Origin of the sequence: Anaerobutyricum hallii (genome assembly GCF_900209925.1) — a bacterium.
In the GTDB taxonomy this organism is placed as follows: Bacteria; Bacillota; Clostridia; order Lachnospirales; family Lachnospiraceae; genus Anaerobutyricum; species Anaerobutyricum soehngenii.
The window spans coordinates 2804616-2831534 of the sequence record NZ_LT907978.1; the positions used below are offsets into that span (position 1 = coordinate 2804616).

13 protein-coding genes and 1 pseudogene are annotated in these 26919 nt (G+C 44.9%); all 14 read right to left on the minus strand.

Annotation, left to right across the window (positions count from 1 at the left end):
- Positions 1–76: 76 nt before the first annotated feature.
- Positions 77–985 (minus strand): YodL domain-containing protein, encoded by a 909-nt coding sequence (locus EHLA_RS12740; protein ID WP_004613328.1) that lies wholly within the window; start codon positions 983–985, stop codon positions 77–79.
- Positions 982–1233: a transposon-transfer assisting family protein gene (locus tag EHLA_RS12745; RefSeq protein WP_004613327.1), complete on the minus strand. Its 252-nt coding sequence runs from the start codon at positions 1231–1233 to the stop codon at positions 982–984. Before EHLA_RS12745 ends, EHLA_RS12740 begins: the two co-directional genes overlap by 4 nt.
- On the minus strand, positions 1230–6590 hold the full coding sequence (locus EHLA_RS12750) for a DUF3849 domain-containing protein (protein ID WP_096241062.1): 5361 nt from the start codon (positions 6588–6590) through the stop codon (positions 1230–1232). The genes EHLA_RS12745 and EHLA_RS12750 overlap by 4 nt, the downstream gene beginning before the upstream one ends.
- A 54-nt stretch (positions 6591–6644) precedes the next feature.
- Positions 6645–11489, minus strand: coding sequence for an Eco57I restriction-modification methylase domain-containing protein (locus EHLA_RS12755; protein ID WP_416791033.1), 4845 nt, complete (start codon positions 11487–11489; stop codon positions 6645–6647).
- Between the two features lie 2096 nt (positions 11490–13585).
- Entirely contained in the window at positions 13586–13945 is a 360-nt protein-coding gene (locus EHLA_RS17055) for a TnpV protein (RefSeq protein WP_334293560.1), read from the minus strand.
- A gap of 886 nt (positions 13946–14831) precedes the next feature.
- Positions 14832–16928: a DNA topoisomerase 3 gene (locus tag EHLA_RS12760; RefSeq protein ID WP_096241064.1), complete on the minus strand. Its 2097-nt coding sequence runs from the start codon at positions 16926–16928 to the stop codon at positions 14832–14834.
- A gap of 92 nt (positions 16929–17020) precedes the next feature.
- Positions 17021–17701, minus strand: a complete 681-nt coding sequence (locus EHLA_RS12765) for a CD1107 family mobile element protein (protein ID WP_004612753.1) — start codon at positions 17699–17701, stop codon at positions 17021–17023.
- Positions 17691–18029: a DUF4315 family protein gene (locus EHLA_RS12770; protein ID WP_004612754.1), complete on the minus strand. Its 339-nt coding sequence runs from the start codon at positions 18027–18029 to the stop codon at positions 17691–17693. Before EHLA_RS12770 ends, EHLA_RS12765 begins: the two co-directional genes overlap by 11 nt.
- Before the next feature lie 17 nt (positions 18030–18046).
- The gene (locus EHLA_RS12775; RefSeq protein ID WP_096241065.1) at positions 18047–20518 is read right to left on the minus strand and encodes a CD1108 family mobile element protein; all 2472 of its coding nucleotides are present in this window, start codon (positions 20516–20518) and stop codon (positions 18047–18049) included.
- Positions 20519–20550: 32 nt separating this feature from the next.
- Complete coding sequence (locus EHLA_RS12780) at positions 20551–20862, minus strand: hypothetical protein (RefSeq protein WP_096241066.1); 312 nt, start codon at positions 20860–20862, stop codon at positions 20551–20553.
- A gap of 93 nt (positions 20863–20955) precedes the next feature.
- A pseudogene (locus tag EHLA_RS12785) lies at positions 20956–21366 on the minus strand (VirB4-like conjugal transfer ATPase); the annotation flags it as partial.
- Between the two features lie 94 nt (positions 21367–21460).
- Positions 21461–23389, minus strand: coding sequence for a group II intron reverse transcriptase/maturase (ltrA, locus tag EHLA_RS12790; protein WP_242970684.1), 1929 nt, complete (start codon positions 23387–23389; stop codon positions 21461–21463).
- Positions 23390–24107: 718 nt separating this feature from the next.
- Positions 24108–26552 carry a VirB4-like conjugal transfer ATPase, CD1110 family gene (locus tag EHLA_RS12795; protein WP_096241068.1) on the minus strand — a complete coding sequence of 815 codons (2445 nt, stop codon included), beginning with the start codon at positions 26550–26552 and terminating at the stop codon, positions 24108–24110.
- On the minus strand, positions 26530–26904 hold the full coding sequence (locus EHLA_RS12800; protein ID WP_096241069.1) for a PrgI family protein: 375 nt from the start codon (positions 26902–26904) through the stop codon (positions 26530–26532). Before EHLA_RS12800 ends, EHLA_RS12795 begins: the two co-directional genes overlap by 23 nt.
- Between the last annotated feature and the right edge of the window lie 15 nt (positions 26905–26919).

Below are 26919 nucleotides of genomic sequence, written 5' to 3' on the forward strand. Positions count from 1 at the left end.
TCATCTTTAAAATACATTATCTAAAAAGTGGATGCTACTTTAACTAAAAGTTACAGTAACATCCACTTCTTAAAAACTATTTCTTCTTCCTCTCCATTTCTTCTTCGATTTCCTTCTGTGGCTGTCCTTTTCTCTGACTGGCTATCTTCTTCTGATGATTACGGAGTCGTTTCAGTACCGATCTTCGTGGAGCATTTTTATCTTTTTTCCTTGGAATGTTGTTCATCAGTCCATCAATCATATTGTAGTTGGCTTCTTCTGCCATCTCTGCACTGCGAAGATATTCTCCATTATCCATGACCTTCTGCCAGTTTGCCAGCTCTGGTTTCTTCTTTTGTGTTTCTCCAGATTGTTGCTGTCTGATCTGGGATTGTGCCTGCATTTCCTGTTGTTTTTGCTGTGCCTGCTCTGCCTGTTGCTGCATGAAGTTCTGGATGTTCCGTCTGGCTTCTTCATCAAAGCCATTGTAACAGTCATTCATGACTACGGCACCTTCCTCACTGAGAATCACATAGGCTGCTCTTGTTCCATACTCCTCATGCTCCATCAGAAACCATTTCTTCTCGTTCATCAGGATGTAATCCTGTGCAAGCCATGTTCCTTTCTTTCCTTCGATTTCGTACCCGGTTGTATCAATGGAAAGTCTGGTATCGGAAGAACTTTTGATTGTGAGAAATTCTGGAATGATGATAAAACCATCTTTGTTGACATAGTAAGCTGTGGTTTTTCCATCGTCGGTGATGACGATCACATCACTGCAACCAATGGAATGACCTTTGAAGTTCTTCGGTCGCTGCTTCTGTAAACGGAGTTTAATATCAGCCGGAGTTTCCCCCGGCTGGATTCTTCCAATATACACCTGCTGATAGTTTTCTACCTGGACTGTTCTTCCTTCGCTTTTCAGTTTCTCGTAAGAACGGAAACGGACATCCCGGTACTCTGGGGTATCTTTTACCTGATATACTGCACACTGACTTGTATTCATTCTTCATCCTCCTCTTCCAGTTCCATTTTATATTCTTCCAGATCCATAAGAAAAACCTCATATCCTTCATCGCTCATGCAGAACAGTTTTCTTATGGTATTGCAGACAAGCCCGATCATATCTGCATCGCCTTTCAGAAAAGGAATGATATGATCGATTGCCTCCATCGTGTCATTTCTGTTTCCTTTATCAAACATTGCTGTTACTAAACATTCATCCGCATCAAAGTTCATCGCCAGATCCATCATAATTCCACTTCTCCCTTCTTATGTGTCTTGGATTTCTCCGTTGTCTTATTCTGCTCCTGTGCTTTTGCCCTTGCCTGAAAATCTTTTAAAGACTGCAGCACAGATTTCTTCACTTCACCTTTTGCTCTGCTTGCAGGTTCTGCCTTTTGTGGCTGGCTCCGATTTACAGATACCGGTTCCTGCTCTGCCCTTCTGTCTGCCGCAACCGCAGAAGGTTTCTGTCCACTTCCTATTACTGTTTCTGTCGTATGTTCCGTTTCCTTTACCCTTCCATGCTTTTCATCCAGATACTTTTCCATGTCTGCGATTGCTTTCTGCACCAGAGGGCTTTCTTTATAGTGTGGAATCATATCTATCAGATCACGCCGTATCCGGTCTGCACTCATCAACTCATATTCTCCGGAATAATTTTCATCACCATCTTGCAGATCAAATCCGATTCCTTTAATCCCATGCAGTCTCTCTGCTGGGATACTCTCATATATTTTAATGGCTTCTTCTAAAGTGAGGTTGTTATGGTACTCTCCCATGACCGGAAACTCCATGCACTCTGCGACATAAAAACTGATCGTGGCTTCTGGCTGTTCCTGCTCCGGCTGTTTGTCAAAAATAGAAAATCGCTCTGTATCTTCCAGACGGGAAAGTAAAGAACGGGCAGTTATAACATCGCTGTCTATATCGGATTCCTCGGATACCTCAAGCAGCCAGTCCTTGATAGTTTCTGTTTTCTTATTCAAAATATCCTCCGTGAGTTTTTCCACCTGTTCTTCTCTATTTTCAACTGTATCGTTATACTCATAGGTATCAACGTCATAGCTAAAATTATCCAGGTCCACAGCGAGCTTTTTAATCTCCTGCTGGTCAAGATATTTTTCGGATTCTTTTATATACTCTGCCAGAGTGATTCGCTCCTCTGCAATCGGGTTAATATCCACCTTAATTCCTGCCATCGCTATACCAGATTCATTTAAGGCATTGAAAAAGCTATCTTCTCGAATATCACCTTTATAGGAAAGAACCACATCAAGGTCAGAATCTTCCCGGTAAAGGTCTTGTCTGCTTCTGGAACCATACACTCTTGCAGCAAGCAGCTCTACCTCCTGTTCCATTCCCATATCTTCTAATACTGCCTGTGCATGATACAAGACACCTCTTTCAACATCTGCCCTGCTCAGACTGTTTAATGCCAGTTCATTTCTTCCAATCTCAGAAGTCGCACGAAGTTCCCCCTCCTGCAATAAATCTTTAGAGTGCTGGATCGTCATTTCTTCAAATTCTTTATAATCCACTTTGACACATTCCACATCATCCATTCTTTCACTTTTAAGGATTTCATAAGCAGCTTCCTGAATGGATGCGTCTGGATTATCATAATCACCACCCTGGATTTCATGCAGATCAGAGTCATAAAAAATAAACGAATATCCTTCTTCTGTTGCCTGTATGGTCAGATACCCTTTACTCCTGGTAAACTGCATTGCGATTCCTTCATAGGTTTGCATTGCTTCTTCCCTGCGAAATCCTTCAAAAATACTTGCCGGGCAGTTCTTTTCTAATTGTATCCGCTGCATCTGTTCTTCCTGAACTTCTTCCACATCTGCCATCAGATCTTCGTAATCCACTACTTTTGCATCTTCCAGTGAGTACCCTTTATCTTCTAAAATATCACTGGCAGCTTCATCTACATAGATTGTCGGATTGTCATAGATTCCTCCATCATCCTCCTGATAATCTTCATTATAAAATGTATAGTCATAACCATCTTCTGCGGTCTGGATTGTAAAGTATTGTTTTCCAATCTGATATGCAATCTGTACCTCATTCCAGTCCAGCATGTTTTCCATTTTATTTACCACTTCATATATTTCTGGATTCAGCCACCCTCCGATCTGTTTATACGCATGGGTCAGCCGATCTATCCCGTTTTCACATCGGATAAAATCCATGCTTTCCTGCATCGTTTCCGTATTCTGGATACCAAGCACTTTTTTCTGATGATTTGGCAGACGTAAATATTCCTGCATCGCTTCATCCAGTGATTCATACCGGTTTACTTTTACTACACCCTCTGCATTTACATCTTCCATCACATAAAAATTATCAACGTAATGAATCTCTGGCATTTTTAACTTTATGCCTTCCGGCAGCTGCACCTCACTGACTGCATGAAAATTAAACCGGACATCCGTTCCAGATTCATTTTTTCCTGCCATCGTTTCTTCCCAGGTATCTTTCTGTACTGCCTGTATTTCTTCGATTGTAAGTGTCTGTCCACTCCGCAGGGTTACAACAGAATCTTTCGGGAATTCCGTCAAGTCATAAAGTGTTGTTCCATTTTCCTGCAAATATTCTGAAACTGCTTCCAATGCTCCTGCGTCAAACCCGTTCCATAAGTCCTCCGCTACAAGCTGTCCATTTTCTGCTACGATAATGCCTGCCACATCGGAGCCAAATTCATCCTGTTCCATTAAGAAAAACTTCTCCCCGGCATATTCCTTTTCATCAACCGTATGCCATGTTCCGTTATGTCCTTCTGCTTCATACCCTCTTGTCTCTGCCGTAATCGTCACTTCGTTTTCTCCTATCGCCTGTTCTATCCTCTGCATCCGGATCTCAGCTCTTGCCATGTCGATAAACCCATCTAAAACTGCCGGGTGGCTTTCGATCACATAATCCAGGTTCAGATTTCTGCCCCGGCTGATATTTTCCGGGACTTCGATATGCTCCGCCCAGTCTTTGTTCTGTCTGGAGAATCTTCCATCATGGGAAAGTTCCTGGATGGTATTTGCCATAACAAAATTCATACGTTCTTCCCCAAAGCGTTCCACGACTTCTTTTGCTGCATTCTGCTTTAAGTGCAGCCCGTCAAAATTCTCCCGGATAGCTTCTTCGATTGCTTTCTTGCAGTCCATGTTTAACTTTCTCGAATCCAGATAAGCATCCACATCCCGTTCTCCCATTGCCTGTTCCAATGTTCCTTTATAAACTGGCGGATATGCCCTGACTGAATTATGTTCCAGTATGTTCATTCTCTGCTGGACAAACTCCGGAAGTTCCTGAAATCCAAAAGAATCTACATAATAGGCTGTAATCTCTGCACCCCTGTTTATCACGATCACATCACTTACCGATAAAGAATGACCACGGAAATCTTCCGGTCGGTCAATGTTAAAGCGTTCAAATATATTTTCTAACGTGATTGTTGGCATCCATGGTGCTGCATAAACCATCCGGTAATCCTTTCCGTCAATGGTATATCCCAGACTCTTTGCGGATTCCATTCCCATAAACTGATAAGTATGCTCATCCCCACTATCCATCTGATAAATGGCAAACCTTCCGCTTTCTCCATGCAGAAGAAGTGTCTCATCAATCTTTTCTGCACTCTGCTGTTCCAGTGCTTCCTGTTTTGTAGCAGATATTTCTCTTTCTTTCTGCACTTCCCATTCTGTTTCTGTGATTCCAAAGATACCGTCATATCCAAGAATTGCATCTTCTGTGTCTACAAGTGTTGATTCTGCCAGCTGTGGATTCTCTTGATTTCCATGTAACACATAAATTTCTGCCCCTCCACGGTACAATTCATATGCACGGTCTTTCGTAAGCGGAAGCATATGGTCTAACTGGATTCCTGCCTCGTGCATTTCTGTAAAACCAACCATGCCATCCGGGAAATTGTCAATCTGTGCCTGTATTTCATTCATAAGGCTTCTCGTATATTCACTTCCCGGTCTGCGGATTGCAGTCATCATACGGTTCACCAGTCCAAGCACTTCGTCTTTATCATCCATCTTATATGCAAAATTCACAATAAGATTTCTCTGGGAATCTGTGAAATCTCCCGTATTGGCAGCTTCTGCTGTTTCAATCAGACGGTGGGCATACTGCATGGCTGTTTCTTCTGCAATTTCCGGCTCTTTCGCTGGGAAGTTCGCCCTTGCTGCCTGGATCACTTCATACACCAGCTTTGAACCGGCTTCATCGTAAGATTCCCTCATATCCCATACCAGGTCATTCAGTCTTTCCACCTGTCCAGGGAAGGTTTCTGCATATTCATTTACAAATGCCTTTTCATTTTCCGAAAAAATATTTCTTGGAAACTCTGCTTTTTGCACCAGCATCTCTGCCTGATCTTTCGGAGAAAGGTCAGAAAAATAAGTAACGCCTGTGTCAGCATCATATTCCACATCATAAAAATCAATCGGATAGTTCTCTCCGTGCCCACTGCTGTCATAGAGTGGTGTGACGGCAGCACCTTTTTCTTCCAGAAAACTTTCCAGTGGTTTCTCATTTTTCTCTATCTCACCACTTTCCAGAAGGCGGACGTATTCCCCCACATTCTGCTCTAACTGTTCCCTGCTCATGTTTTCGATCAGATCATAAGTAAACTCGGAACCCATACTGCCTGAAAGATGCAGAATTAAATCTTCCTTATGAAAAGTATCCCGAACTGGTCTTTCCATTTCCAGCTCGTGCATCTGTGTCTCGATATTCTCAATGACTTCCGCAGACGTTTTCCGGATGGTATCCATAGATGCCCGGAGTGCTTTCATATCCTTGCTTTCACACCAGCTGGCAATATAGGTAAAAGAGTATTCGGAAGTATCCAGACCAAAGTGGTTGCAGACAATATAGGCAATACTTTCTGCTTCCACTTCTTTGGTTATCCGGTCTTTTAAAATCCCTTCCGCATCCATTACCTCCCGGTCATGCAGCAATGCATGGCTTACTTCGTGTACTCCGGTTTTCATGGTCTGGAGATTACTCATATCTTCCTTTATCGCAATATATTTTTCTGTCTGGTGATAATAGCCTTTTGCTTCCCCTTCCACATTCATCATGCGGATCGGTACAGGAGAAATATTCTGCAATGCCTGCATGAACGTATCATAAAACTGTACACTTCCGGTAAGCTCCGGCACCTCCAGTTCTGCGATCGGTTCTCCCTCTGTCTGGCTGACATCAAACACTGTCGTTATGCGGAATCTCGGTATCACCATCTCCACAATCTCTGTTTCCGGCTGTCCATCATCCCCAATCACAGGCTCTTTTGTTACCGGGTCGATCTTTTCAATCTCCTGTTTCTCCCGGATCGGTGCTGGTGCAATGATCTGGATTCCTTTCTCTCCACGTTTTACATGACGGTTAAACTTCTTCTGCCATGCCTGATACCCTGCCACCAGTGTTGCTTCCGGTTTCTGCATGGTGATCAGCAGCGTGTTATTAAAGCTGTAATTATGGAACTTTGACATGGTATTCAGATATTCGGTATATCGCTCCGATGTAAAGATTTCCTTTACTCCCTGCTCCAGCCGTTCCGATATTTCTTTTAACTGTTTTTCTATATTATTTGCCATAAACAAACCCTCCATTTTATGTCCCCGCCAGAGAAAACTCTGACGGGAAATCTTTTATAACTCCTGTTCGTGTTTTTTCTTTGCAGCTTTCTGTACAGGTGGCTGTTCCGCTGTATTCTGCTGTGCCTTCTCCTGCTTTAAGCGTTCCAGAATAGATGGCTTATGGATTCTGTCTGCTGTTTCCGGAAGTTCTTTTTCTTCTGCAGTATCCCTGCTATCTGTGCTACTTCCTTCTCTGCCAATATCCTCATCTGCCATAATCGTCTCATTACCCTTTTCATCCATGTTCAGCAATGCATTTAACTCGGATAACCGTTCCATCTTTTCATTCAGCTCTGCTTCTTTCGGGAATGGTTTCTTTACCTCTTCCTGTGCAGTAGCAAGCTGCTGTTGTACGGTTTCCAATTTCTGCTCACTTTCCGTCAGCTTCCTGTCAATGGAAGAAAGGGTGTTATGGATACGCTGCATATTTCCTACCGGGTCTTTTCCGATCTCCAGCTTATAAGAGCATTTTCCTTTGACCGTCAGTTCAAACGCATTGGAGAACATATTGTAGGAAGCGGATAACGTAAACCCATGATATTCTCCGACCTTTCCGCCGGTGCTGACGGTTTTTAATCCTGCACAAGCAGCGATCAACGCTTCGCCTGCTTCTTTCTTATCTTCATAAAGGACATTCCCTACCGTCATGACAAACGTGTCATTGTCCTGTAAATCCACGCTTTTTACTACCTGGGAATCTATCTGCATCCCGGCAATCCGCTCTTTCAATGCACTGATCTGTACCGGGAAATTCTTTGCAATATCGGATTCCAGACGATAAATCTGACTGGTGTGGTTTGCCTTTAGAAGTTTCAGCTTACTCACCTGCACATCCAGATCCATTTTTTCCTTAATGTACGGATTACCTGTAGCAAGAGCCTTAATCTCGGCATAGGACAGTGCCGTATCATCCACATCTTCACAAGCTCTGACCGGGGATTTACTGGTCATGATCTGGCTGATGAACTTCTGCTTATTCTCCAAAATCTGCCACATATACGCATCAAAAGTATTTTCCGTCACATACCGGAATATCTTTACTTTGTCATTCTGGTTTCCCTGTCTTAAGATACGTCCTTCCTGCTGCTCCAGATCAGACGGTTTCCATGGACAGTCAAGGTGATGGAGAGCAATCAGTCTGTCCTGTACGTTGGTACCTGCACCGAGTTTTGGAGTGGAACCCATCAGGATTCTCACCTGTCCAGCCCGTACCTTTGCAAACAGTTCCGCTTTCTTTGCCTCCGTGTTGTATTCATGGATAAAAGCAATCTCTTCTTTCGGGATTCCCCTGGCAACCAGTTTGTTTCGGACATCATCATATACATTGAAAGTCCCATCCCCTTTTGGAGTAGACAAGTCACAGAAGATCAGCTGTGTTGTCCGGTCTGCTTTTCCCTCGTCCCATACCTGAAAAGCATTTTCCACACAGGTATTGACCTTGCTTTTTTCTGCATCCGGAAGGAGTTCATTTAATAGCCTCTGATCCAATGCACATTTTCTTCCGTCATTGGTAATCTTGAGCATGTTGTCCACCGTTGGATTCACAAGACCGGCTCTTACTTCTTCCGCACGTTCCGAAAAGGCACTGACCATTTCCTGCTGTTCTTCACTTGGTTTTAAGACTTCATTGATAAACTCTGCTTCCGGTACAGGAAGATTCAGCATATCCGATGTCTGAATATCCGCAGCTTCCTTAAAAATGGAGATCAGCTCTGGAAGATTAAAAAAACGGGCAAACCGTGTTTTCGCACGATAGCCCGTTCCTTCCGGTGATAATTCGATTGCGGTTACTGTCTCCCCAAACGTTGCCGCCCAGGAATCAAAGTGTCCCATACCCATACGCATGAGTGTGTCATACTGAAGATAACGCATGATAGTGTAAAGCTCGGTCATACTATTTGATACAGGAGTACCTGTAGCAAAGGTGATTCCTCTGCCGCCTGTCAGTTCATCCATATACCGGCATTTCATAAACATATCCGAACTTTTCTGTGCATCCGTCTGTGAGATACCCGCCACATTCCGCATTTTTGTATACAAAAAAAGGTTCTTAAAACTATGGCTCTCATCCACAAACAGCCGGTCTACACCCAACTGCTCAAAAGTTACTACATCATCCTTTCTAGTCTGGTCATTGAGTTTCTTCATCCTCGCCTGCAGACTCTTCTTTGTTTTTTCCAACTGCTTGATGGTATAATTCTGCCCTGCCTGATGTGCCGCTTCTTCAATGGAAAACGTAATATCTGCGATCTGATCTTCCAGCATGGCAATCTGCCGTTCTCTTGAAAGAGGGATTTTCTCAAACTGCGTATGGCCGATGATCACGGCATCATAATCCCCTGTCGCAATACGGGAACAGAACCGTTTTCGGTTTGCCGGCTCAAAGTCTTTCTTCGTTGCCACCAGGATATTTGCTCCCGGATAGAGACGTAGGAAATCACTGCCCCACTGCTCGGTCAGATGGTTTGGCACAACATAAAGATTCTTTTGTGAGAGTCCCAGCCGTTTTGATTCCATACCGGCTGCGATCATCTGGAACGTCTTTCCTGCTCCTACGCAATGAGCCAGTAACGTATTATTTCCATACAGCACATGAGCCACTGCGTTTTTCTGATGCGGCATCAAGGTGATCTCCGGGTTCATGCCGACAAACTGAATATGGCTTCCATCATATTCCCGTGGACGGATGCTGTTAAATCGTTCATTATAAATCTTACAGAGATCTTCCCGTCGGTGCAGGTCTTTAAATATCCACTCTTTAAATTCCTCTTTGATCAGCTCCTGCTTCTGCTGTGCCAGCATTGTTTCCTTCCGGTTTAATTCCCGGTGTTCCCCCTCGGCATCCTGTACCGTGTCATAAATCTTGGTATCTCTAAGGTTTAAGGCATCTTCCAAAAGACGGTAGGCATTGGCTCTCTGTGTTCCATAAGTGGAAGTGACAAGGGCATTTCCGTAGCTGTCCACATTCTTTCCCATAACATTCCATTGTCCGGTCACTTCGGCATACTGGACTTTGACCTTGCTCCCTACATAATATCTTGGTGTATGGAATGTCTCTGCCATGAACTGTGTGATATAGTTCTCTGAAATCCAGGTTGCTCCAAGTCTTGCCTCAATCTCTGACGCATCCAGATCTTTTGGCTGTACCTGCTCTAAATACTGCACATTCACCTGATATTCTGGGTGATCTTCTGCAAACTGTTTGGCGATCTGCAGTTTCTCTCTTACATTTCCAGAAAGATATTCGTCCGATGGCTCCCATTTTTCACTAATCGGATTCTTAAAGATTACCCCCGCCAGTTCTTCGGTAAGCTTCTCTTCTGTTTTCCCGGAAAGCTGTGCCATATAGGAAAGGTCAACGCCTGCCCTCTCACCGATAGAAACCGCAAGTGCTTCACTGGCAGTATCTACAGAAGTTACCGTTTCTGCCCTGCGGATTGTCCTTTTGGTAAAAATATCCGCTTTCCGTTTCAGTTCTCCCTTATCATCCAGAAATTCCAGAGAAGTCAAAAGACAATAGCTGCTGTCCTGGCTGAATGCCCGCTTATTGGCATTGCTGCTGATAAGACCATATTTTGCTGTAAAGGCATCATATTCTTCATTGAGTTTTTCCTGCAGCTTTGTGATCTGTTCAGCGCTTCCCTCTTCCATTTGACACTGGATCAGTTCATTCGTAACATCACGGATCTTCACCATCCCTTTGACACGTTCCGCTGTCATTGCCGGAAGCTCCATGCAGTTCATCACAGAATTTTCCCGGTAATAGACTTCCTCATTCACTACGGTAAAACTGAAATTCTTTACCTCCGGGTCTGCCGGTATAAAGACAACATCCTCCTCCAGCTCTGTATCCGAAAGTTCCAGTTCCGTGATCGTGCCATGGATATTCTGGACAGCTTCTTTTAATTGTTCTTCTAAGGTAATTCCTTCTTTTGGTTTTACGGTCACTTCCTGCTTTCCATACTGGGTACTTTCTGTAGTAAACTCACCAAGCACCATTTCCGGATGCTCTGCAAAATAAGCATTGACTGAATAGCCTTCTGGTGTTTCCTTTAAATTTAACCATTCCAGTTCCTCAATGGATGCCCTGTCCCTTTTCTGGAAAAACAGAATATCAGAAACAACGCTGGTATTGGCATTTCTCTGGAACGCATTATTCGGTAATCGGATGGCTCCAAGCAGTTCTGCCCGGTTTGCGATATACTGTCTCACTGCCGGGTTCTGCTTATCCATCGTTCCACTGGAAGTTACCACTGCAACTACACCGCCCGGACGGACCAGATCAAGGGATTTTGCAATAAAATAATCATGGATCATAAAATGATGCCGGTCATATCTGCGGTCACTGACCTGATACGCCCCAAATGGAACATTGCCTATCACACAGTCAAAAAAGCTGTCCGGATAACTGGTTTCCTCAAATCCCTGTACTGCAATCTTGTTTTTCTGGTAAAGCTGTTTTGCGATTCTTCCCGAAACCGGGTCGAGTTCCACACCGTACATATTGGCTTTGCCCATACTCTCCGGGATCAGTCCCATAAAGTTACCGACACCACAGGACGGCTCCAGAATATTTCCCTGTTTCAGTCCCATATTTTCCAGTACTTCATACATACTTCGGATCACGGTCGGGGACGTATAAAAAGCATTTAAGGTCGATGCCCTTGCTGCACTGTATTCTTCCGGCGATAAAGTATTCTTTAATTCCAGATACTCATTCGCCCAGCTGCTGTTACTCTCCTCAAATGCCTGTGGGATACCACCCCAGCCAACATAACGGGATAAGATTTCCTGTTCTTCGGGTGTTGCCAGACGTTCTTCTTTCTCCAAAGTCTGTAACAAATGGATGGCTTCCATATTTGCTTTATACTTTGCTTTCGGACCGCCTGCTCCAAGGTCATTATCCTGAATCCGAAAGTTATGCGGTTCTGTTACAATCTTTTCTGCTTCCGGTTTCAAATATGGCTGGAATTCTCCTTCATATCCAAACAGTTCATTTTCTCCGGGAATATAATTGCGTCCGGTTTCCAGGCACCGGAACACATCGGCAGTTGGTGCATTGCTGACTGCATAAAACTCATCATACGAATATTTAGGGAAATCTTCTGTATGATAGGTCGACAGATGAAGTTCTGTATTGGAACGGGTCTGTGCAACCAGATCTTTTCCCTCTAGTCCTTCCGGCAATACCCCTACTGCTTCAAAGTGATACCCCTGATACTCAAAAACACCCTCATCCCAGGACTCTGCCAGTTCTTCTGCGGTTTTAGCTGTTGTCTCTTCTTCTGGTTCAGTTGGTTCCTGTCCCTCAGAATCTTTCGTTGTTTCCTGTTCCTGACTTTCCAGAATAGATTCTTCGGCAGTAACCTCTTCCTCTTCTATTTCCTCCACATCTGACATATCGACTACGGTCGGTTCTGCCACTGCCTTCGTATCCAAGAAATCAAACATGGTCATCTGGTGCCCTGACGGTTCTGTAAAGAATGGTTCTGCTTCTGGTGTCGGGAATATCGTATAGGTTCCTTCTGCATACTGATGAAGTTCCGAAAGAAGTTCTGTTTTTTGCTGATAGTTTGTCCCATACGCTTCAAAATCCAATGGAAGAGCTGCCAATGCTGCATCCATATTCTGTAACAGTTCTTCTGTCTGCTCTGGATTCTCTAAAACTGCCATCATTTCTTTTCTTGGTTTTTCCCAGAAGAAGTCCTCCGTAAATGGTCTGTCCATCTCTTCCGGAAGACGGTCATAAAAACGGAGTACCTTATTTGCCATCTGCTCCCGTTCATATTCCGGCATACGAGCATAATCTTCTGCCTGCAAGAACTGGTCATTCTTTATCAGATAAGCTACTCTATTTGCAACTTTATTCCAGGATAATAAAATTGACGTATATGGATTCCCATAAGCACCTCTTGCAAGAAATAATCCTTTTCCATCATAGTTTGCGTGTGAATCATCGGCACCAGACAGTGCATGACTGCTTCCACCGATCCCATACTGTTCCTTGATAAAACCTGTCCTCGATCTTTCATCTTCATGCAGCAGATAAAAGGAATACGTCCTAAGCCTGCCCTGCGAATACGCTCCACCTCCTGCAAGATAAGCATCAATCTCATCCTGTGTAATGAACATCGGATGTTCTTTCCAGGCAAAGCCATCCCTAGCCTGATAAGGAATCACCTCATCCGCAAACTTCTGAAACTGCTTTGAGATATTTATAGGATTATAATGATGGAAACGCATAATAGAATGATTTTCTTCATAGGCTTCTGCCAGTGCATCCAGTCTTTCATTCAGTTCCGAAAGCCACTGTGGATCTTCCAGCTTTTCTTCCAGATAATCCGTGATCTCCGGATAGATACTGTGAAGATGTGGTAAATCCTCCTCATCAAAAACAATCTCGGCTACCCCTTCTGCCATATCCCCTTTCATATAGGCAAGAGCCTGTGCATGTTCTTTTACTGCATTGTTTCTTGCTGCATCCAATACAGACTGCGGTGCATATTCACCCTGGTCTAAAAGCTGATGGATACGTCCGCTGACATCTTCCCATGATAAAAATGCCTTATCTAAAATCTGGTCTGTGACCGTATGCCCCACTACGATCTGCATCCCGGTTTCATCAAACCAGACCGAATATTCACTTCCATCAATCTGAAAGCCTTTTCCACCTTTGCGGTATTCACGCTTCACAAACTCCGTATATTCCTCCGGGGCCTGTTCGCTCATAAAATTATAGATGATACGAAGTTGACTGCCCGCCCGGTTTCCTCCTGTCCGTAAAATATCATCGATAACGCTTTCTGGAATCGGGATTTCTCCGGCATAAAGGGCTGCTGCCCTTTCCTCGATCTGCCGTCTTTGTTCATTTGCAGTTGGATATTCGGGCAAAGATAAAGCAGAGGCAATTTCTTCCTCTGCTTTACTCAGTCCATCTTCTCTTGTATCTTCAACTAGCTGTATACCAATTCCGTCAAGATGCTCTCTTCCGCTGTTGCCATCAGTGCGTTCATATGTGCTGTCCAGGCCATCGGGTCTGCTTCCTTGTCCGGTGCCGGATGGTTCTTCAGCAATTTCTCCATCTGGCTGTCCATCCTCTCCTGTGCTGCCATCTCGATTTCTGCCAGATGGCTGTTCAGCTTTCCTGTCAGGAACAGGCTCTGATACAGGCTGTTCTTGTGTTCCTTCAGGAATCTCCTCCGAAGCATCCCGTATTTCCCTATCGTCACTTCTTCCTCCTCTACGGTCAGGTTCGGAAACAGGTAATCCCCCTTGCGATGATATGTCAGTTCCATAGTCGGTTCCTCCTTCATTCTCGATATTTTCTTCTTTGTTGTTTTCTACGTCCTGATTTTTATTTTCACGCATTAACGTGTTGAAGTTATTATAATTCCTTTCACTGGAAATTTCAACCTCTTTTCTGGCTTCTTCCAGAGAAATTTTATGTACCGTCCTTCCAATGTCAATCAGAACACTCTCACTGATCTGGCTTGCTGCATTTCCAAGAAAGGTCAGTACAGACAGCCGGTTATAATCGGTAATATGCATAAAATCCTCTTCTTCCAGAAGCTCCATCGGTTCCAGACCACACCGTCTGCAAAGCATGTAATATACACTGTCCGTTGCAAGCTGGCGGAAATCACTGCGGATCGTAACTTCATCCAGATCTTCTAGATACGTTCCTTCCGCTGCATATTTCAAGCCGTCCAGATATTCTTCCAGACTGTCTGCGACCATTTCCCTTGCAACCGCCATCAACGCATCCGATAAAGTCCCTGTATCTTTTTCTTCCAGACCATACGCTTCTGCCAGATGGGTAAGGATCTCTTCCTGCTGATGTTCCTGCATCTGCCACAGGTAAGGGCTTCTTCCGCCTGCCACCATGTGCGTATCTGAAATATCAAACACATACCGGAGTCTGGTATTATGACCATTCTCGTCAAGCAGGGCGATTCCCCTAGCTCCCCGGTTTACCCAGCGGAACATTTTCTCATTCCACAGTTCCAGGGACGCACAGGCGGTTGCCTGTGGATGCTGTGCGTGGATCAGTAACTGGTCTGTAAAAGGATACCGGTATAGTCTCGCTGCGGTATCCATATAACCCATCCAGTCCCTTGGCGAACTGCTCACCAATGTCGCATGTTCCTGTGCCAGTTCCCGGATGTCCTGTAATTTCGACATACTGCCTACCTCCTTGCCTTATTTCTTTTTCTTCTTTGGAAATTCCAGATGGAACCTTGGCTTTCCGTCCTCCAGTGTCAGTAAAAGATCTGCGTCAAACTTTATATCTTTTTTTCTGGAATACAGCCCTTTTACATGGGTGCAGGCTTTATCAAGAAGCTCCACTGCCATCTTTTTATCCAGTGTTTTCTCCATGCTTCCTAAGAAACGGTTTTCTTTCCAAAGGGCAAAATCACACTGCCTGTTGGAGCAGTAAAAATTTTGCTTTCCTTCGTAGACATCAGAGCCGCAGACCGGACACTTACCGATCACTTCCCTTGCTTTCTGGAACCTTCTCCTTTCCGTTTCCGGTATTTCCCTGCACACAGAAAGAATCTTATCGACTAAAGAAGTGATCTCACCCATAAACTGTGTATCGGTGATCTGCCCTTTTTCCATCATTAAAAGCTGATTTTCCCATTCGGCAGTCATTGCGGCAGATTTCAGATAAGCCGGCATGACATTCACCAGTTCCCTGCCCTCTGTGCTTGGCAAGATCTGCTTTCCTTTTCTGACTGCATAGCCGGAAGAAACCAGTTTTTCAATGATACCTGCCCTGGTTGCCGGAGTCCCCAGTCCTTTCTTCTCTGTCTCCGAATCAAAGTCTTTATTCCCTGCGGTTTCCATAGCGGCAAGGAGGGTATCTTCATTGAATGGTTTTGGCGGGGAAGTAAAATGCACTGTCTTTTCTGCCTTTACCGGAGAAAGCGTCATTCCTTCTTCATATCCATATGGGATGGAAGTTTCTTTTTCCGTTTCTTCTTCCGGCTTGGCTTTCACGCACTGGTTCTTAAAGGCATTCCCCGCCGCTTTAAATCCCATCTGCACCGGCACTTTTCCTCTGGCAGTAAAATCATGTCCCTGACATTTGACCATAATATCCGTCTGCTCATACTGATACTCTTCCCCTGTTGCCTGCACCAGCTGCTGGCAGACCAGCATCATCAGGTTCTTTTTGTCCGCTGTCAGATCAGAGATTCCTTTTTCTACGGCTTCTTTTGTTGGAAGAATCGCATGATGGTCGGATACTTTTGCATTGTTAATCACTCTGGTGATGTTATGTCCCAGCTGTCCATAATCCAAGAACGGAAGTAAGACTGGCATTTTCCCTACCAGTTCCTCTACGGTATCCCTCATATCCTCCGTCACGAACTGGCTGTCCGTTCTTGGATAAGTGACCAGCTTTTCTTCATATAATTCCTGCAGCATATCCAGTGTTTTCTTTGCCGTATAGCCAAAGTAACGGTTTGCTTCCCTTTGCAGACTGGTCAGATCATAAAGTTTGGGAGGAAACGCTTTCTTTTGTTCCCTCTTTATCTGTGTAATCACTGCTTCCGAATCCATACATAAGGAAGCAAGGAGATCGGCTGCTTCCTCATTTGCAATATTTTCAGAAACTACCGTAAGCCTTCCGTCTGTCAGTGCTACTTTATAAAAGGCTTCTTTCTGAAAATGCTCAATCTTATCCTGACGTTCCGCAAGCATGGCAAGCGTTGGCGTCTGCACTCTGCCCACAACCAGACGTTTAAAATAACAGGTCGTATATGCCCTAGTTCCGTTCATTCCGATCAGCCAGTCTGCCTGTGCCCTGCATACCGCAGCCATGCAGATATTCCGGTATTCCTCTGCTCCTTTCATTGTCTGAAAACCTGTCCGGATTGCCGTATCTTCCATGGAACTGATCCATAAACGCTTCACCGGTTTCCTGCATCCGGCAAGGTCATACACTCTCTGGAAGATCAGTTCCCCTTCCCTTCCTGCATCACAGCCATTTACCAGATAGTCCACATCTGCCCGGTTCATCAGGCTTTTTAACACATCAAACTGTATCTTTTTATCTCTGGAAACTTTCAACTTCCAGACCTGCGGGAGAATCGGAAGGTCATCAAACTGCCATTTCTCATATTTCGGGTCATATTCCTCCGGCTGTGCATACTCTGCCAGATGCCCAAGGCACCAGCTGACAATACAGCTCTCCCCTTCTAAATATCCGTCCTCTTTTTTATAAGCTGACAGGTTTTTGGCATAACTCTGTGCCACACTTGGTTTCTCTGCGATCACTAAAAATTTTGACATACGTTTTTCTGTCCTTTCTACTGAAAAAGGGCAGCCAAACTACTCTGGCTGCCCCCTGTCCTTATTTTGGTTGCTTCTTTGAAGATGGAAGTTTATTCTTCCTCATCCTCTTCTTCATTTACATACGGTCCATCAGAAAACTCCAGCTGTTCGCTTACATAGTCCTCCTCTTTGCCACGTCCATGCTTTTTATAAACGGCAATCCCTGCCACTCCAAGAATCACTGCAAGTACGATTGCTCCAAGTCCTTTTACATTCATTCCCGTCTTTTCTTCTTTCTTCACTTCGGTTTCCTCCTCTACTGCCGGGGTAGTTTCCGGTGTGGTTTCCGGAATCACTACGGTTGATTCTTCGGTTTCTTTGCTCTTTTCTGTCTCATCCAGAAATTCTGCCAGGTCATTCTCATCGACCAGGGACATCATGTACACGTTTTCTGTATTGCTGGAACGGTCAATGACCATATAAAATGTATTTCCCTTCTTGGTCTGGATGGTAAGGAACTGTTTCGTATCATCATTTTCCTTATCATCCACCAGCTGGGCATTTCCCGGAGTAGAAAAAGCCGAATTATCCCCTTCCCCGGTGACCCTTCCGGTATCCTCTTTCTTCTCCGTATCTTCTGTTGATTCTGTTGCCGTTTCTTCTACTACCTGTGTCGTTGTCTCCTCCGCCGGTGGGTTTGCGTTTGCATAAACCGTAGCAATGGATGTCCCGGAGATCATGGTGACTGCCATGGCAATCATAAGCAGTTTCTTTACCACTTTATTCCTCATCGTCTAAAACCTCTCTTTCTGTCATCTGACCAACAGGTGGTCTGTGAACTTCTTCGTTGTTTTCCTTTTTCTGCGGAGCTTTTGCATCCTCCACCGTGATACCGCCGTCCTCATCCATCTGAATCGTAACGGTTCCTTTCTGAATCCCGTCAAGCAGGACAAGCAGGCTGCGGCTGTCCAGCTTCATGGAACGGAACGACTTAACGATCTCTATATCTTCCATCTGCTGTCTCAATGTATTCTGCCGCTTCAGGTGTTCCTGTAATTCAGCGATCTTATCCTCTGTTTTCTGAATATCATTCAGAAGTTTTTTTAATTTCATGTTCATCTGCCCTGTCACCTCCTCTAATGCAGACGACCAAACGCCATAAAATGTTCCTGCCAGTAAGCACTTGCAATGCTGGTATACTGGACAGGCTTGCCACAGTGAATCATCATGTTATTGCCGACATAGATTCCCACATGGCTTGCTCCCGGTGTGTCATAGGTTCCCTGGAAGAAGATCAGATCTCCCGGTTTTGCCTCCGATGGTGATACCTGCGAACAGTGTGACCGCAGCTCATCGGCAGTACATCTTCCGACATTCCATCCATTTCCACAGTTATTGATAACCCAGCTTACAAAGCCGGAACAGTCAAAACCACTTGGGGAATAACCGCCCCATACATATGGAACACCCAGATATTTTTCTGCTTCCTGTATCATTTTTGCAAACTGTGGATCAGATAAAGCATCTGCCGGTATGTCGTAACCAAATCCACTGCTTCCGGTGGGTATGCTGTTTAGATCAAACAGATAATCACGGTTGCCATAATATTTGTTATACGCATCGTAGCGTTCCTGTTCTTCCTCTGTCATACGGCTCCTTAACACGGCATCCAGGCTGTGGTTTGTCATCGTCACATCCAGACGGTTCACCTCTTTTGTAGTCGTGACCTGCACTTCCTGGTTTCCATTGCTGTCTGCTATGTAGGCTTCCCATGTCTGGTGTCCATGTGCGGATGCCGCCGCATGATTGTCATAGTAAACATCGAACTGTACCCCATATCTTGCGAACGCTCCGGTATCTTCTACTACATATTCCACACCGTTCATGACTACATGGGTTCCGATCGGCACAAATGGATTCGCCGCATCCACGGCAATCGTATGGTTTGCTGTCGGCATTGCCCCACTGGCTGTCGGTCCGCCACTCCACTGGCCACAGCAGATCGGGCAGTTACAGTACCCACTTGTCACAACCAGTCCCAAGGACTCCCCTACCCGGACAGTCTTGGTTTCTGTAACTGTTTCTCTGGTAGAGTCTGTGGTGATTCCATACTGCTGTCGGAAGATCTCCTTAATCTCCTCTGCCACTTCATCGTAAGTGAAGCCGCCGTATTTTACCGTAAGATAAGAGATCAACTGATATGGGTTATGACCGATCTCATCAATCTGGTACCGGTATTCGTCATAATCCGGATGGGTGGATTCCATCTGATTGATCTGTGTATTCAGTGCTTCTTCCAAGGCACGGTACGCATTTTCAGCGGCATAAATATCTTCATCCGTACTGGAATAGCTGGTAGAGATGATTGCTGAAGAAGCTCCCTGCAAAGATGCCGTACAGCTGGTAAAACTGGCTGCGATCAGCACAAAGATCAGAGCAAAAACAGCTACCGTGGCAAAAATCCCCCGGTTCTGTGCCGCCACCATCTTGACGGCATCTTTCGCTTTTTCCGTAAACTTCTGTGCGGAAGTGATCGCTGCATCCTTTACTTTTTTACTCTGTCTGGCTGCCTGATACTGCTTCTGGTAACGCTTCTTCTGAAAGAGTTTCTGCAGGGCAGATTTCTTTTTCTTCTCTGCTTCTCTTTTCACTGCGTCCTTCGCTTCATTTCCATAGGCAGTCTCAAATATCAGCCTGCTCCTTTCTGCTTCATCCAGGACGCTTTCTTTTAATCTCCGGGATTCTTCCCTTCGCCCTTTCAGCCGTTCCCGCATGTAGATGGATTTCCTTGCAAGGCTTTCCCCGACAAGCTCTGCCCGGTGTGCCCCTTCCACTGCCGCATTTTCATCCTCTTCTTCGTGCGTTTTCCAGTGTGCTGCTGTGACTGCCGCATCTTTGACTGCCGATGCCGGATTCCGGATACCGATCCCGGCACCATGTACCATGCCGTCACCCTCATCACCAAAAGACAGACGGGAAACTTTTTTCCGCTGTTCCTTCAGCACCCGTTCCCTTTTGGACTTGCCTTTGATCTCCTCGTGGAACTTATCCAGGGAATCTTCCATCACTTCGGAAGTTTCCCGGTAACGGGCAGATTCTCTTTTGGCTGCTTTTTCTTCTCTGGAAGTCTCCTTTTCCTTCCTTCTTTCCTTTGCAGCATAATCCCTGACCATCTTTTTCTTCCGAAGATCCCGGCTGTCTGCAACTGTCTCCAGATATGCCCGTTCCTCTCTTGGCTGTCCACGGATACTCTCTGTGCGAAAGGCAGATTTGGGATTTTCTCCATTTTCAACGGAAATATCTCCCTCTATTTCTACCTCTTCACCCATATCTGAGTTTATATCCTGGTCGGATACATGTTCCCTGCTATATCTGGGTTTTCTGGAACTCTGCTCCGGCTGCTCCATCTCCCGTTCTTCTTTAAGCCGTTCATGTCTGCGTTTACTAAAATCCAGTTCCTCTTTCTTCTCACTGCGGGAAATCTCGGTATCCGTATCCCGTCCGGTGATCCTTTTTTCTTCCTTGTTCCGGAGGTTTTCTTCCCGCAGACCATCCCGGCTCATCTTCTGGACGGTTTTATCTCTCGCCTTATACTCATGCTCCTGCAACTTTGACCATCCCCTTTACTGTTTTGTACCGGTTATTCTGTCTTATCCTGATAGTCCTCCCATTTTTCCAACACTTCATCTGCCATCCCTGCAATGGAATCCGTCAGCTTGTCTGTCATTCGCTCACTTAAAGTCCCCCTTACAGCCAGACAAGATACAATTCCCGTAAAGTCAATCAGTTCTGCCAGATAGATAAGGTCATCCACCATCTCATCAGCCATTACTTTTTCCTTTCTGTCCTTTTCCATTTTCAAAATCTCCTTTTCATTGTCTGCACAGATTCTTTCTGCAAATACGCAGCAAGGCTCACCGCTGCATCTCTCCATGTTTCTGTAATCTTCCATCTTGTAATCCTCCATGATTTCCGGGCAGAAAAATTGCCGGAAGTATCTCCCGGCTCATCCTCTACTCTGTTTTATTTTGTTTCGTTTATTTCTTTAATCGTTCCGTTCTCCAATACCAAGTTTCTTCCGTTTCTCCACCTCGTCCGGCTTGGAAGTCATCAGGGCATACAACATCAGGGAATTATCAAACTTATCCTTGAACGGGATAATGGTACTGCCATAAAAGACCAGTCCCTCACCTTCCCCGCTGTTCGTTACATAAGAAAGCTGGTGTGGGGAAATGTTGAGCTGCTTTGCAAGGATCTGTCTGTCACCGGATGCCTGATTGAGCATCAGTATAAAGTCAGAGTTTTCAAAGATGTTCTCAATCTCCCGGCTGGCTAACAGGTCTTTTACGTTCTGTGTGATACCCGTCGGGATACCACCCCATTTACGGAATCGCTTCCAGATCTCCACGCTGTATGCTGCTGTCTGCTCCTCTTTTAAGAGCAATCTCGATAGGTCAGACGCTTTCACGCCTTTCGCCCCGAGCCACACCGTGCAAGCAACTTTCATTGCACACGGCGTTCCATGGGATAAGTCTTTATTGCTAATACAGTCACTTCAAAGTCTGGTTAATTGTTATAAGGTTAATTGCTTCCAATCCTGCTTTAGCTCTCCATTTGTTGAGCTTTGCAATCTTGGCAGGTCCCCTACAATCGAATAAATCGATGAGGGACTTGATGATTTTCACGTCATTAGAATAGATAAGGCTCTTTATATCTTTGTGTACGATTCTGAGGTTTGCATATTCATCCGTACCACCTTGGCTTGGTGGATTAAGATATATGCATTCCACATCTTCAAACGCAAGAGACACCTTTGAGAGTTCACACTTACCCTTTGATGCCACAAATCTTGATAGGCGGTTGTCACAGAATTCGATACTATGATTCGTGTCGTTATCTCTACTCAACTTCAACAGCGTTTCTCCATATTCAGATTTAGCAAGCATGCGGTGAATACGTTCACGTCCCTGTGGGGTGTAACGATTGGTGTCCACTCGGTAGAACATTGGATTTTGCGTCCTACAGTATGCTACAGGAACGACAATCATACCATTGATATATCTAACCTGTTTGGACTCCCCATATTTCTGATAGAAATATTCGTCCATCGCACCTTTCAATGTCGGCGGTTTTTCCTTGGAGAGGTCAGCCCGACTATTCAGTCTCGTCTTCATGGTTATGTCAATCGACGGGAACAGTCTGTGAACATCTGAATTTATCATAGTAGCCATGTTATAGTACTGATGCATACCTACGACTGCTTGGTTGTATCTGATGAGGTCATCGTGCTGTGATTGTTCACTCTCGTGAGATTTACAGGCCTGCGCCATGGCATTTTTCAGCTTCACTCGTTGAGAATTGATGGCTTTGTCAGTCATATGAGACTTGATAGACCATTTCTTTCCCTTCTTGTAAAGTTTAAATTTTATGCCTAAGAAGTCGCTATAGCCTTTGGTAAGATTCGTAATTCGTGACTTATCTGGAGATGTTTCCAGCTTTAGTCTGTCCATTAGCCATTGCTCGACCGCATGCTTTAGCTTGGAAGCATCAGAATACGACCTGCAAAATATCTTAAAATCATCCGCATATCTCACTATGTGGCACTCTTTCAATCTGGACTGTCGCAACTTCTTGTACAGATTCCCTTTATTCGGAGTACCATTTTTATTCATATAAATATCGCTTTTCAGAGGATGCTTTGCAGGCATTTCCTCCCATTGACTGGCTATCCACCAATCAAGCTCATTCAGCACAATATTTGCCAGTAAGGGACTAAGTACACCGCCCTGTGGCGTGCCTTTGTCGGGTACCGTTCTAACCCCATTTTCTTCAATTGGAGCTTTTAGCATTTTTCCAATTAAGGAAATCAGCCTTTTATCACGTATTCCCATCGTCCATATCTGTTTTAGTAGCTTTCCATGGTCGACATTATCAAAAAATCCCTTGATATCTACATCAACTACATAGTGGAATCCGTCCACCTGCGCCAGTTTGTAACACACGGCAACGGCATTCTTAGTGCTACGATTCGGTCTGAAACCATAACTGTGCCGATAAAACTTGGCTTCGCATATAGGCTCCATGACCTGCAACACGCTTTGTTGTACAATCCTATCTAATACCGTAGGGATTCCTAATGGTCGCATTTTCCCATTTGGCTTTGGGATATATACCCTTCTCACCGCTTTAGGCTGATAGTTAAGAATTTTGTCCCTAACACATTGAACCAATGCTTCCTCTGACATCTCAGCTAAGTCCTTAAAGGTCTTACCGTCGACACCAGGTGTGCTGCTTCCTTTGTTTGATTTGAGATTGCGGTATGCCATTTTGATATTGGCATCTGAACCGATAATACTTATCAGATTCGTGAAAATCTTTTCGCTCGCACTATCCGCATATAATGCGTCCTGTACTTCGACCATGCCGTAGTACTCAGCATATCGGATAGCACTTTTCTTTAACAATTCCTTTCTTTGCATAGTCAACATCACCTCACTCTCGCAAGACTTGTTTCTCTTAGTCATACTCGAACCTATGAATGTTAACTGCATTACTTTATTACACTTGTTTTGTCGACTGGCAGACTGACCAGTCGTCCCACTAGAGGCTGTTGCTCCACTCCCATTACAGAAGCTTCATCGCTCGTGCCTCCGCTCTCACAACGATAAAGGTAAGTTATACAGTGTGTTTTCCTTACCAACAGGTCATAGCATGTGCAACTGCTCGCTGTTCGTTGCTTTCGACGTTCCAATATGATGCAATATACTGTACTTAGGTGCTTCCTTTGAGCCTGCTGATTTCCATTGCCTGTAACAATGCTCCGACTTTCACTTCCACCCAGTTACTTTTCGGTAATCAGCGCCAAACCGTTGGCATACGCTTTTCAACGCATTCGAATTTTAGACTCTTTAAATCGTCAGTTCGTCCCCACTTCCGTGGATACTCACCATATACAGCTTCACTACATAATCACAGGCAACCCACACCTCTGTGAATCTTTCCTCAGCCTTACCTGTTAGGACCTGCTTTTTGCTCTTCACCCTAACTTTTGACAACCCGATAGTTCTTGCACAACTATCACGCTGTAGGGAGTTTGTGTGTGTCCCTTCCGGGCGTTACCCCTTCATTTGAACAACACCATATCAGTTGTATCAGTAGCTTTTCTTTTTATGGACGGCTACTGACCCCGCTGTCTATTCAACAAGCGGAACGTCTCGTCCGATGGAACTCATCAATGTAATATCTGGTACTCTTATTCGCAGAACGGTTGATCGTTACCCTGTTCCACACCTGGTCCTGTACGATCAGCATCCCCAGTTTTTTCAGCTGTTTTCCCAGATCCTTAATGTCAAAACATACGATACGGTTACTCAGTTCCACGTTGGTTCTATGGTTAAACACTTTTAAGGAACCATTGACGTAAATCTCAAGTGCCGTTGCCAGACGCTGTGCTTCCTGCTCTTTCTGATTACGGAGAAGATTATATAGATCCTCTAAGATCGGCATTTTTTCCGGTACCGGGTCAGAAAGGAAATCCTGATAGACCAGCCTTACGCATCGGTCAATGACGGTCTTTTCAACCGGCTCCAGTCCGTTCTTTCCGCCTACTACCAGCTCACAAAGAGACAGGATGAAGTCCGATTTTAAGGAAAGTGGGTCATCATCGTCAGCGTAATCCAGGTTAATATCCATCGGATTGATATAATCGTGGCTGGTCGGGGAAATACGGATCACCTGTCCATGAAATGCCCGGACTAACGGATAATATTCACCTTCCGGATCACAGACGATAATGTCATCTTTCGTCACGATAAATGCGTTTGCAATCTCTCGTTTTGCCGCAAACGACTTACCGGAACCCGGTGTACCAAGAATCAGTCCGTTCGGGTTTTTCAGCTTCTTCCTGTCTGCCATGATAAGGTTATTGGACAGGGCATTTAATCCATAATAAATAGATTCCCCAGCCATAAATAATTCCTGTGTGGTAAACGGAACAAAAATTGCTGTGGATGTCGTTGTCAGTGCCCGTTTGATTGGCACAAAATTCATCGCAAGCGGCAGGCAGCTCATCAGTCCCGGCTCCTGCTGGTAATCCAGCCGTTTCAATGCACAATTATATTTCTGTGCGATGCCGGCAGTCTGGAACACCACATTTTCCAATTCCTGTTTGGTCGGTGCGGTATTTAAAAACAACGCTGTCACAAGGAACATTCGCTCATTTCTGGACTGCAGATCTTCCAGAAGCCTTTTTGCTTCCCCACCGTATGTATTTAAGTCCGAAGGGATAATGTCCATGTCATAACCTGCCCGGACCGCTTTTTTCTGTTCCTCGATCTTCATACGGTTAATATCCGTCACCTTGCTTTTCACCAGTTTGATCGCCTTCATCTGGTCGATGGACTGGATATGGAAATTTACCATCAGGTTACTGTCCATCTCCAGAAACTCTGCCAGCATCTTGTCGGTAAGTTCCGGTGCAAGGATCTGTAAATAGGAAACAGCTCCCATCGTGCCGCCTATCTCAAAATCTTTTCCATTCTTAAATACAAAACTGGTCGGTGCGACATAATCCTTGGTACTAAGCCCTGTCCGAAGTACATCGTCATAAGAGAAATGGAACGGAACTTTGCTGTCCTGGTTAAAGGTTTCATACATGATCTGTAACCGTTCCTCTCCGTTCAGCGGATAGGCAGATACCCCAAGGATCTTAAAGTTATTCAGAATATCCGACTCGATACGTTCCAGTTTTGGCCGTGCTTCCCGGATATTCTCCGCTTCAATCCCAAATGTGATATATTTGGTACGCATCAGCCCGTTATTTCCTTTTGCCAGCTGGTTATTGAGCATCTGGGCAAACTCCATACGCAGGTCATCAAATGCATCCTCCTGCGGATTGATATGGATGACCTTCTCATACTCTGCCATGTTGCTGTGCTGGTTGATAAAAGACAGCTGAAAATGAATTGTGCTGTCAAAGTAATTCAGGAAATCACACCAGTTTTCAAAGATGGCGTTCTTATCTTCATTCTGTGCCAGCTGATAGTTGATGTCATAAAAACGGATCGTCTTGGAATAAAACTTGTCCTGCACCCGGCAGATACCGTCCCTTCCCATCTCATGGTATGGAATCGACTGCTGTGCAGTGATCCTCTTATCTCTGGCACTATCCGGTGTTTTCTTTCCTGTCCCACTGCCTTTCGTTCCGGAAACCACTTTTCCTGCCGGACGCTGCCCCGACGGTGCTGCGACAGGTCTGCTCTTTTTCTTTTTTGCGTTTTTCTTTGCGTCACGCACTGCCTGCTTTTCTGCTCTGGCTGCCAGCTTTGCTTCCCTTTTTGCATTTTTCTTATCCGCTTTTTCATGTTCCTTATGCAGTTTTTCTTCATATTTCTGTGCCCTTTTGAGGGCTTTCTTTTCCCTGCGTGTCAGTTTCCGGTTCGGTCTGCGGACACCTCTTTGCCGTTCCAGTGCTTCATACCCTGTCACCATCGGCTCATCATGCAGTCTGCCGCTTACTGGTCTTCTTTTCATTGCGGGGTCTGGAAGTTCTTCTTCTCCATCCTCCTCATCCAGCCAGTAATCATCCGGATATAATTCGTCTAAACTCTGTGGCGGCTGTCTATCGTTTTTTCTTTTTAACACTCTTCGTTCCCCCTTTCTTCTTTCTGACCACGGTATATTTTTTCTCGTACATATTTTCCATCTGGTACTTGCGTACCGGAGGACGGATAAATTTTACGGTGATCATATTTTTTAAGACCTTTTCTAACGGAAGCCCATCCTTCTCATACATGGCAAACAAAAATGCCGGAAGCATCAGAAGGCACATCCCGGTCGCTGCGTTACTGGAACCAATAATTCCCCTGCTTAAGAAATAAAACGGAAGCCCTACCGCCGCCGCAATCCCAAAGCAGATCAGCTGCCGTTTCGTCAGATTGAAAATGATCTTATTCTTGACCTTGGTTAAGTCTTTAGGCACAGATACAAATGCCATTGCCAATTCCTCCTT

What these genes read in the sequence shown, in the direction of transcription:
- EHLA_RS12745 (WP_004613327.1), bottom strand. Translation starts at nt 1,233, where the DNA reads ATGATGGATCTGGCGATGAACTTTGATGCGGATGAATGTTTAGTAACA.
- ltrA (WP_242970684.1), bottom strand. Translation starts at nt 23,389, where the DNA reads ATGCAAAGAAAGGAATTGTTAAAGAAAAGTGCTATCCGATATGCTGAG.
- EHLA_RS17055 (WP_334293560.1), bottom strand. Translation starts at nt 13,945, where the DNA reads ATGAAGGAGGAACCGACTATGGAACTGACATATCATCGCAAGGGGGAT.
- EHLA_RS12750 (WP_096241062.1), bottom strand. Translation starts at nt 6,590, where the DNA reads ATGGCAAATAATATAGAAAAACAGTTAAAAGAAATATCGGAACGGCTG.
- EHLA_RS12800 (WP_096241069.1), bottom strand. Translation starts at nt 26,904, where the DNA reads ATGGCATTTGTATCTGTGCCTAAAGACTTAACCAAGGTCAAGAATAAG.
- EHLA_RS12770 (WP_004612754.1), bottom strand. Translation starts at nt 18,029, where the DNA reads ATGAACATGAAATTAAAAAAACTTCTGAATGATATTCAGAAAACAGAG.
- EHLA_RS12755 (WP_416791033.1), bottom strand. Translation starts at nt 11,489, where the DNA reads ATGGAAGCCATCCATTTGTTACAGACTTTGGAGAAAGAAGAACGTCTG.
- EHLA_RS12765 (WP_004612753.1), bottom strand. Translation starts at nt 17,701, where the DNA reads ATGAGGAATAAAGTGGTAAAGAAACTGCTTATGATTGCCATGGCAGTC.
- EHLA_RS12760 (WP_096241064.1), bottom strand. Translation starts at nt 16,928, where the DNA reads ATGTCAAAATTTTTAGTGATCGCAGAGAAACCAAGTGTGGCACAGAGT.
- EHLA_RS12780 (WP_096241066.1), bottom strand. Translation starts at nt 20,862, where the DNA reads ATGGAAGATTACAGAAACATGGAGAGATGCAGCGGTGAGCCTTGCTGC.
- EHLA_RS12740 (WP_004613328.1), bottom strand. Translation starts at nt 985, where the DNA reads ATGAATACAAGTCAGTGTGCAGTATATCAGGTAAAAGATACCCCAGAG.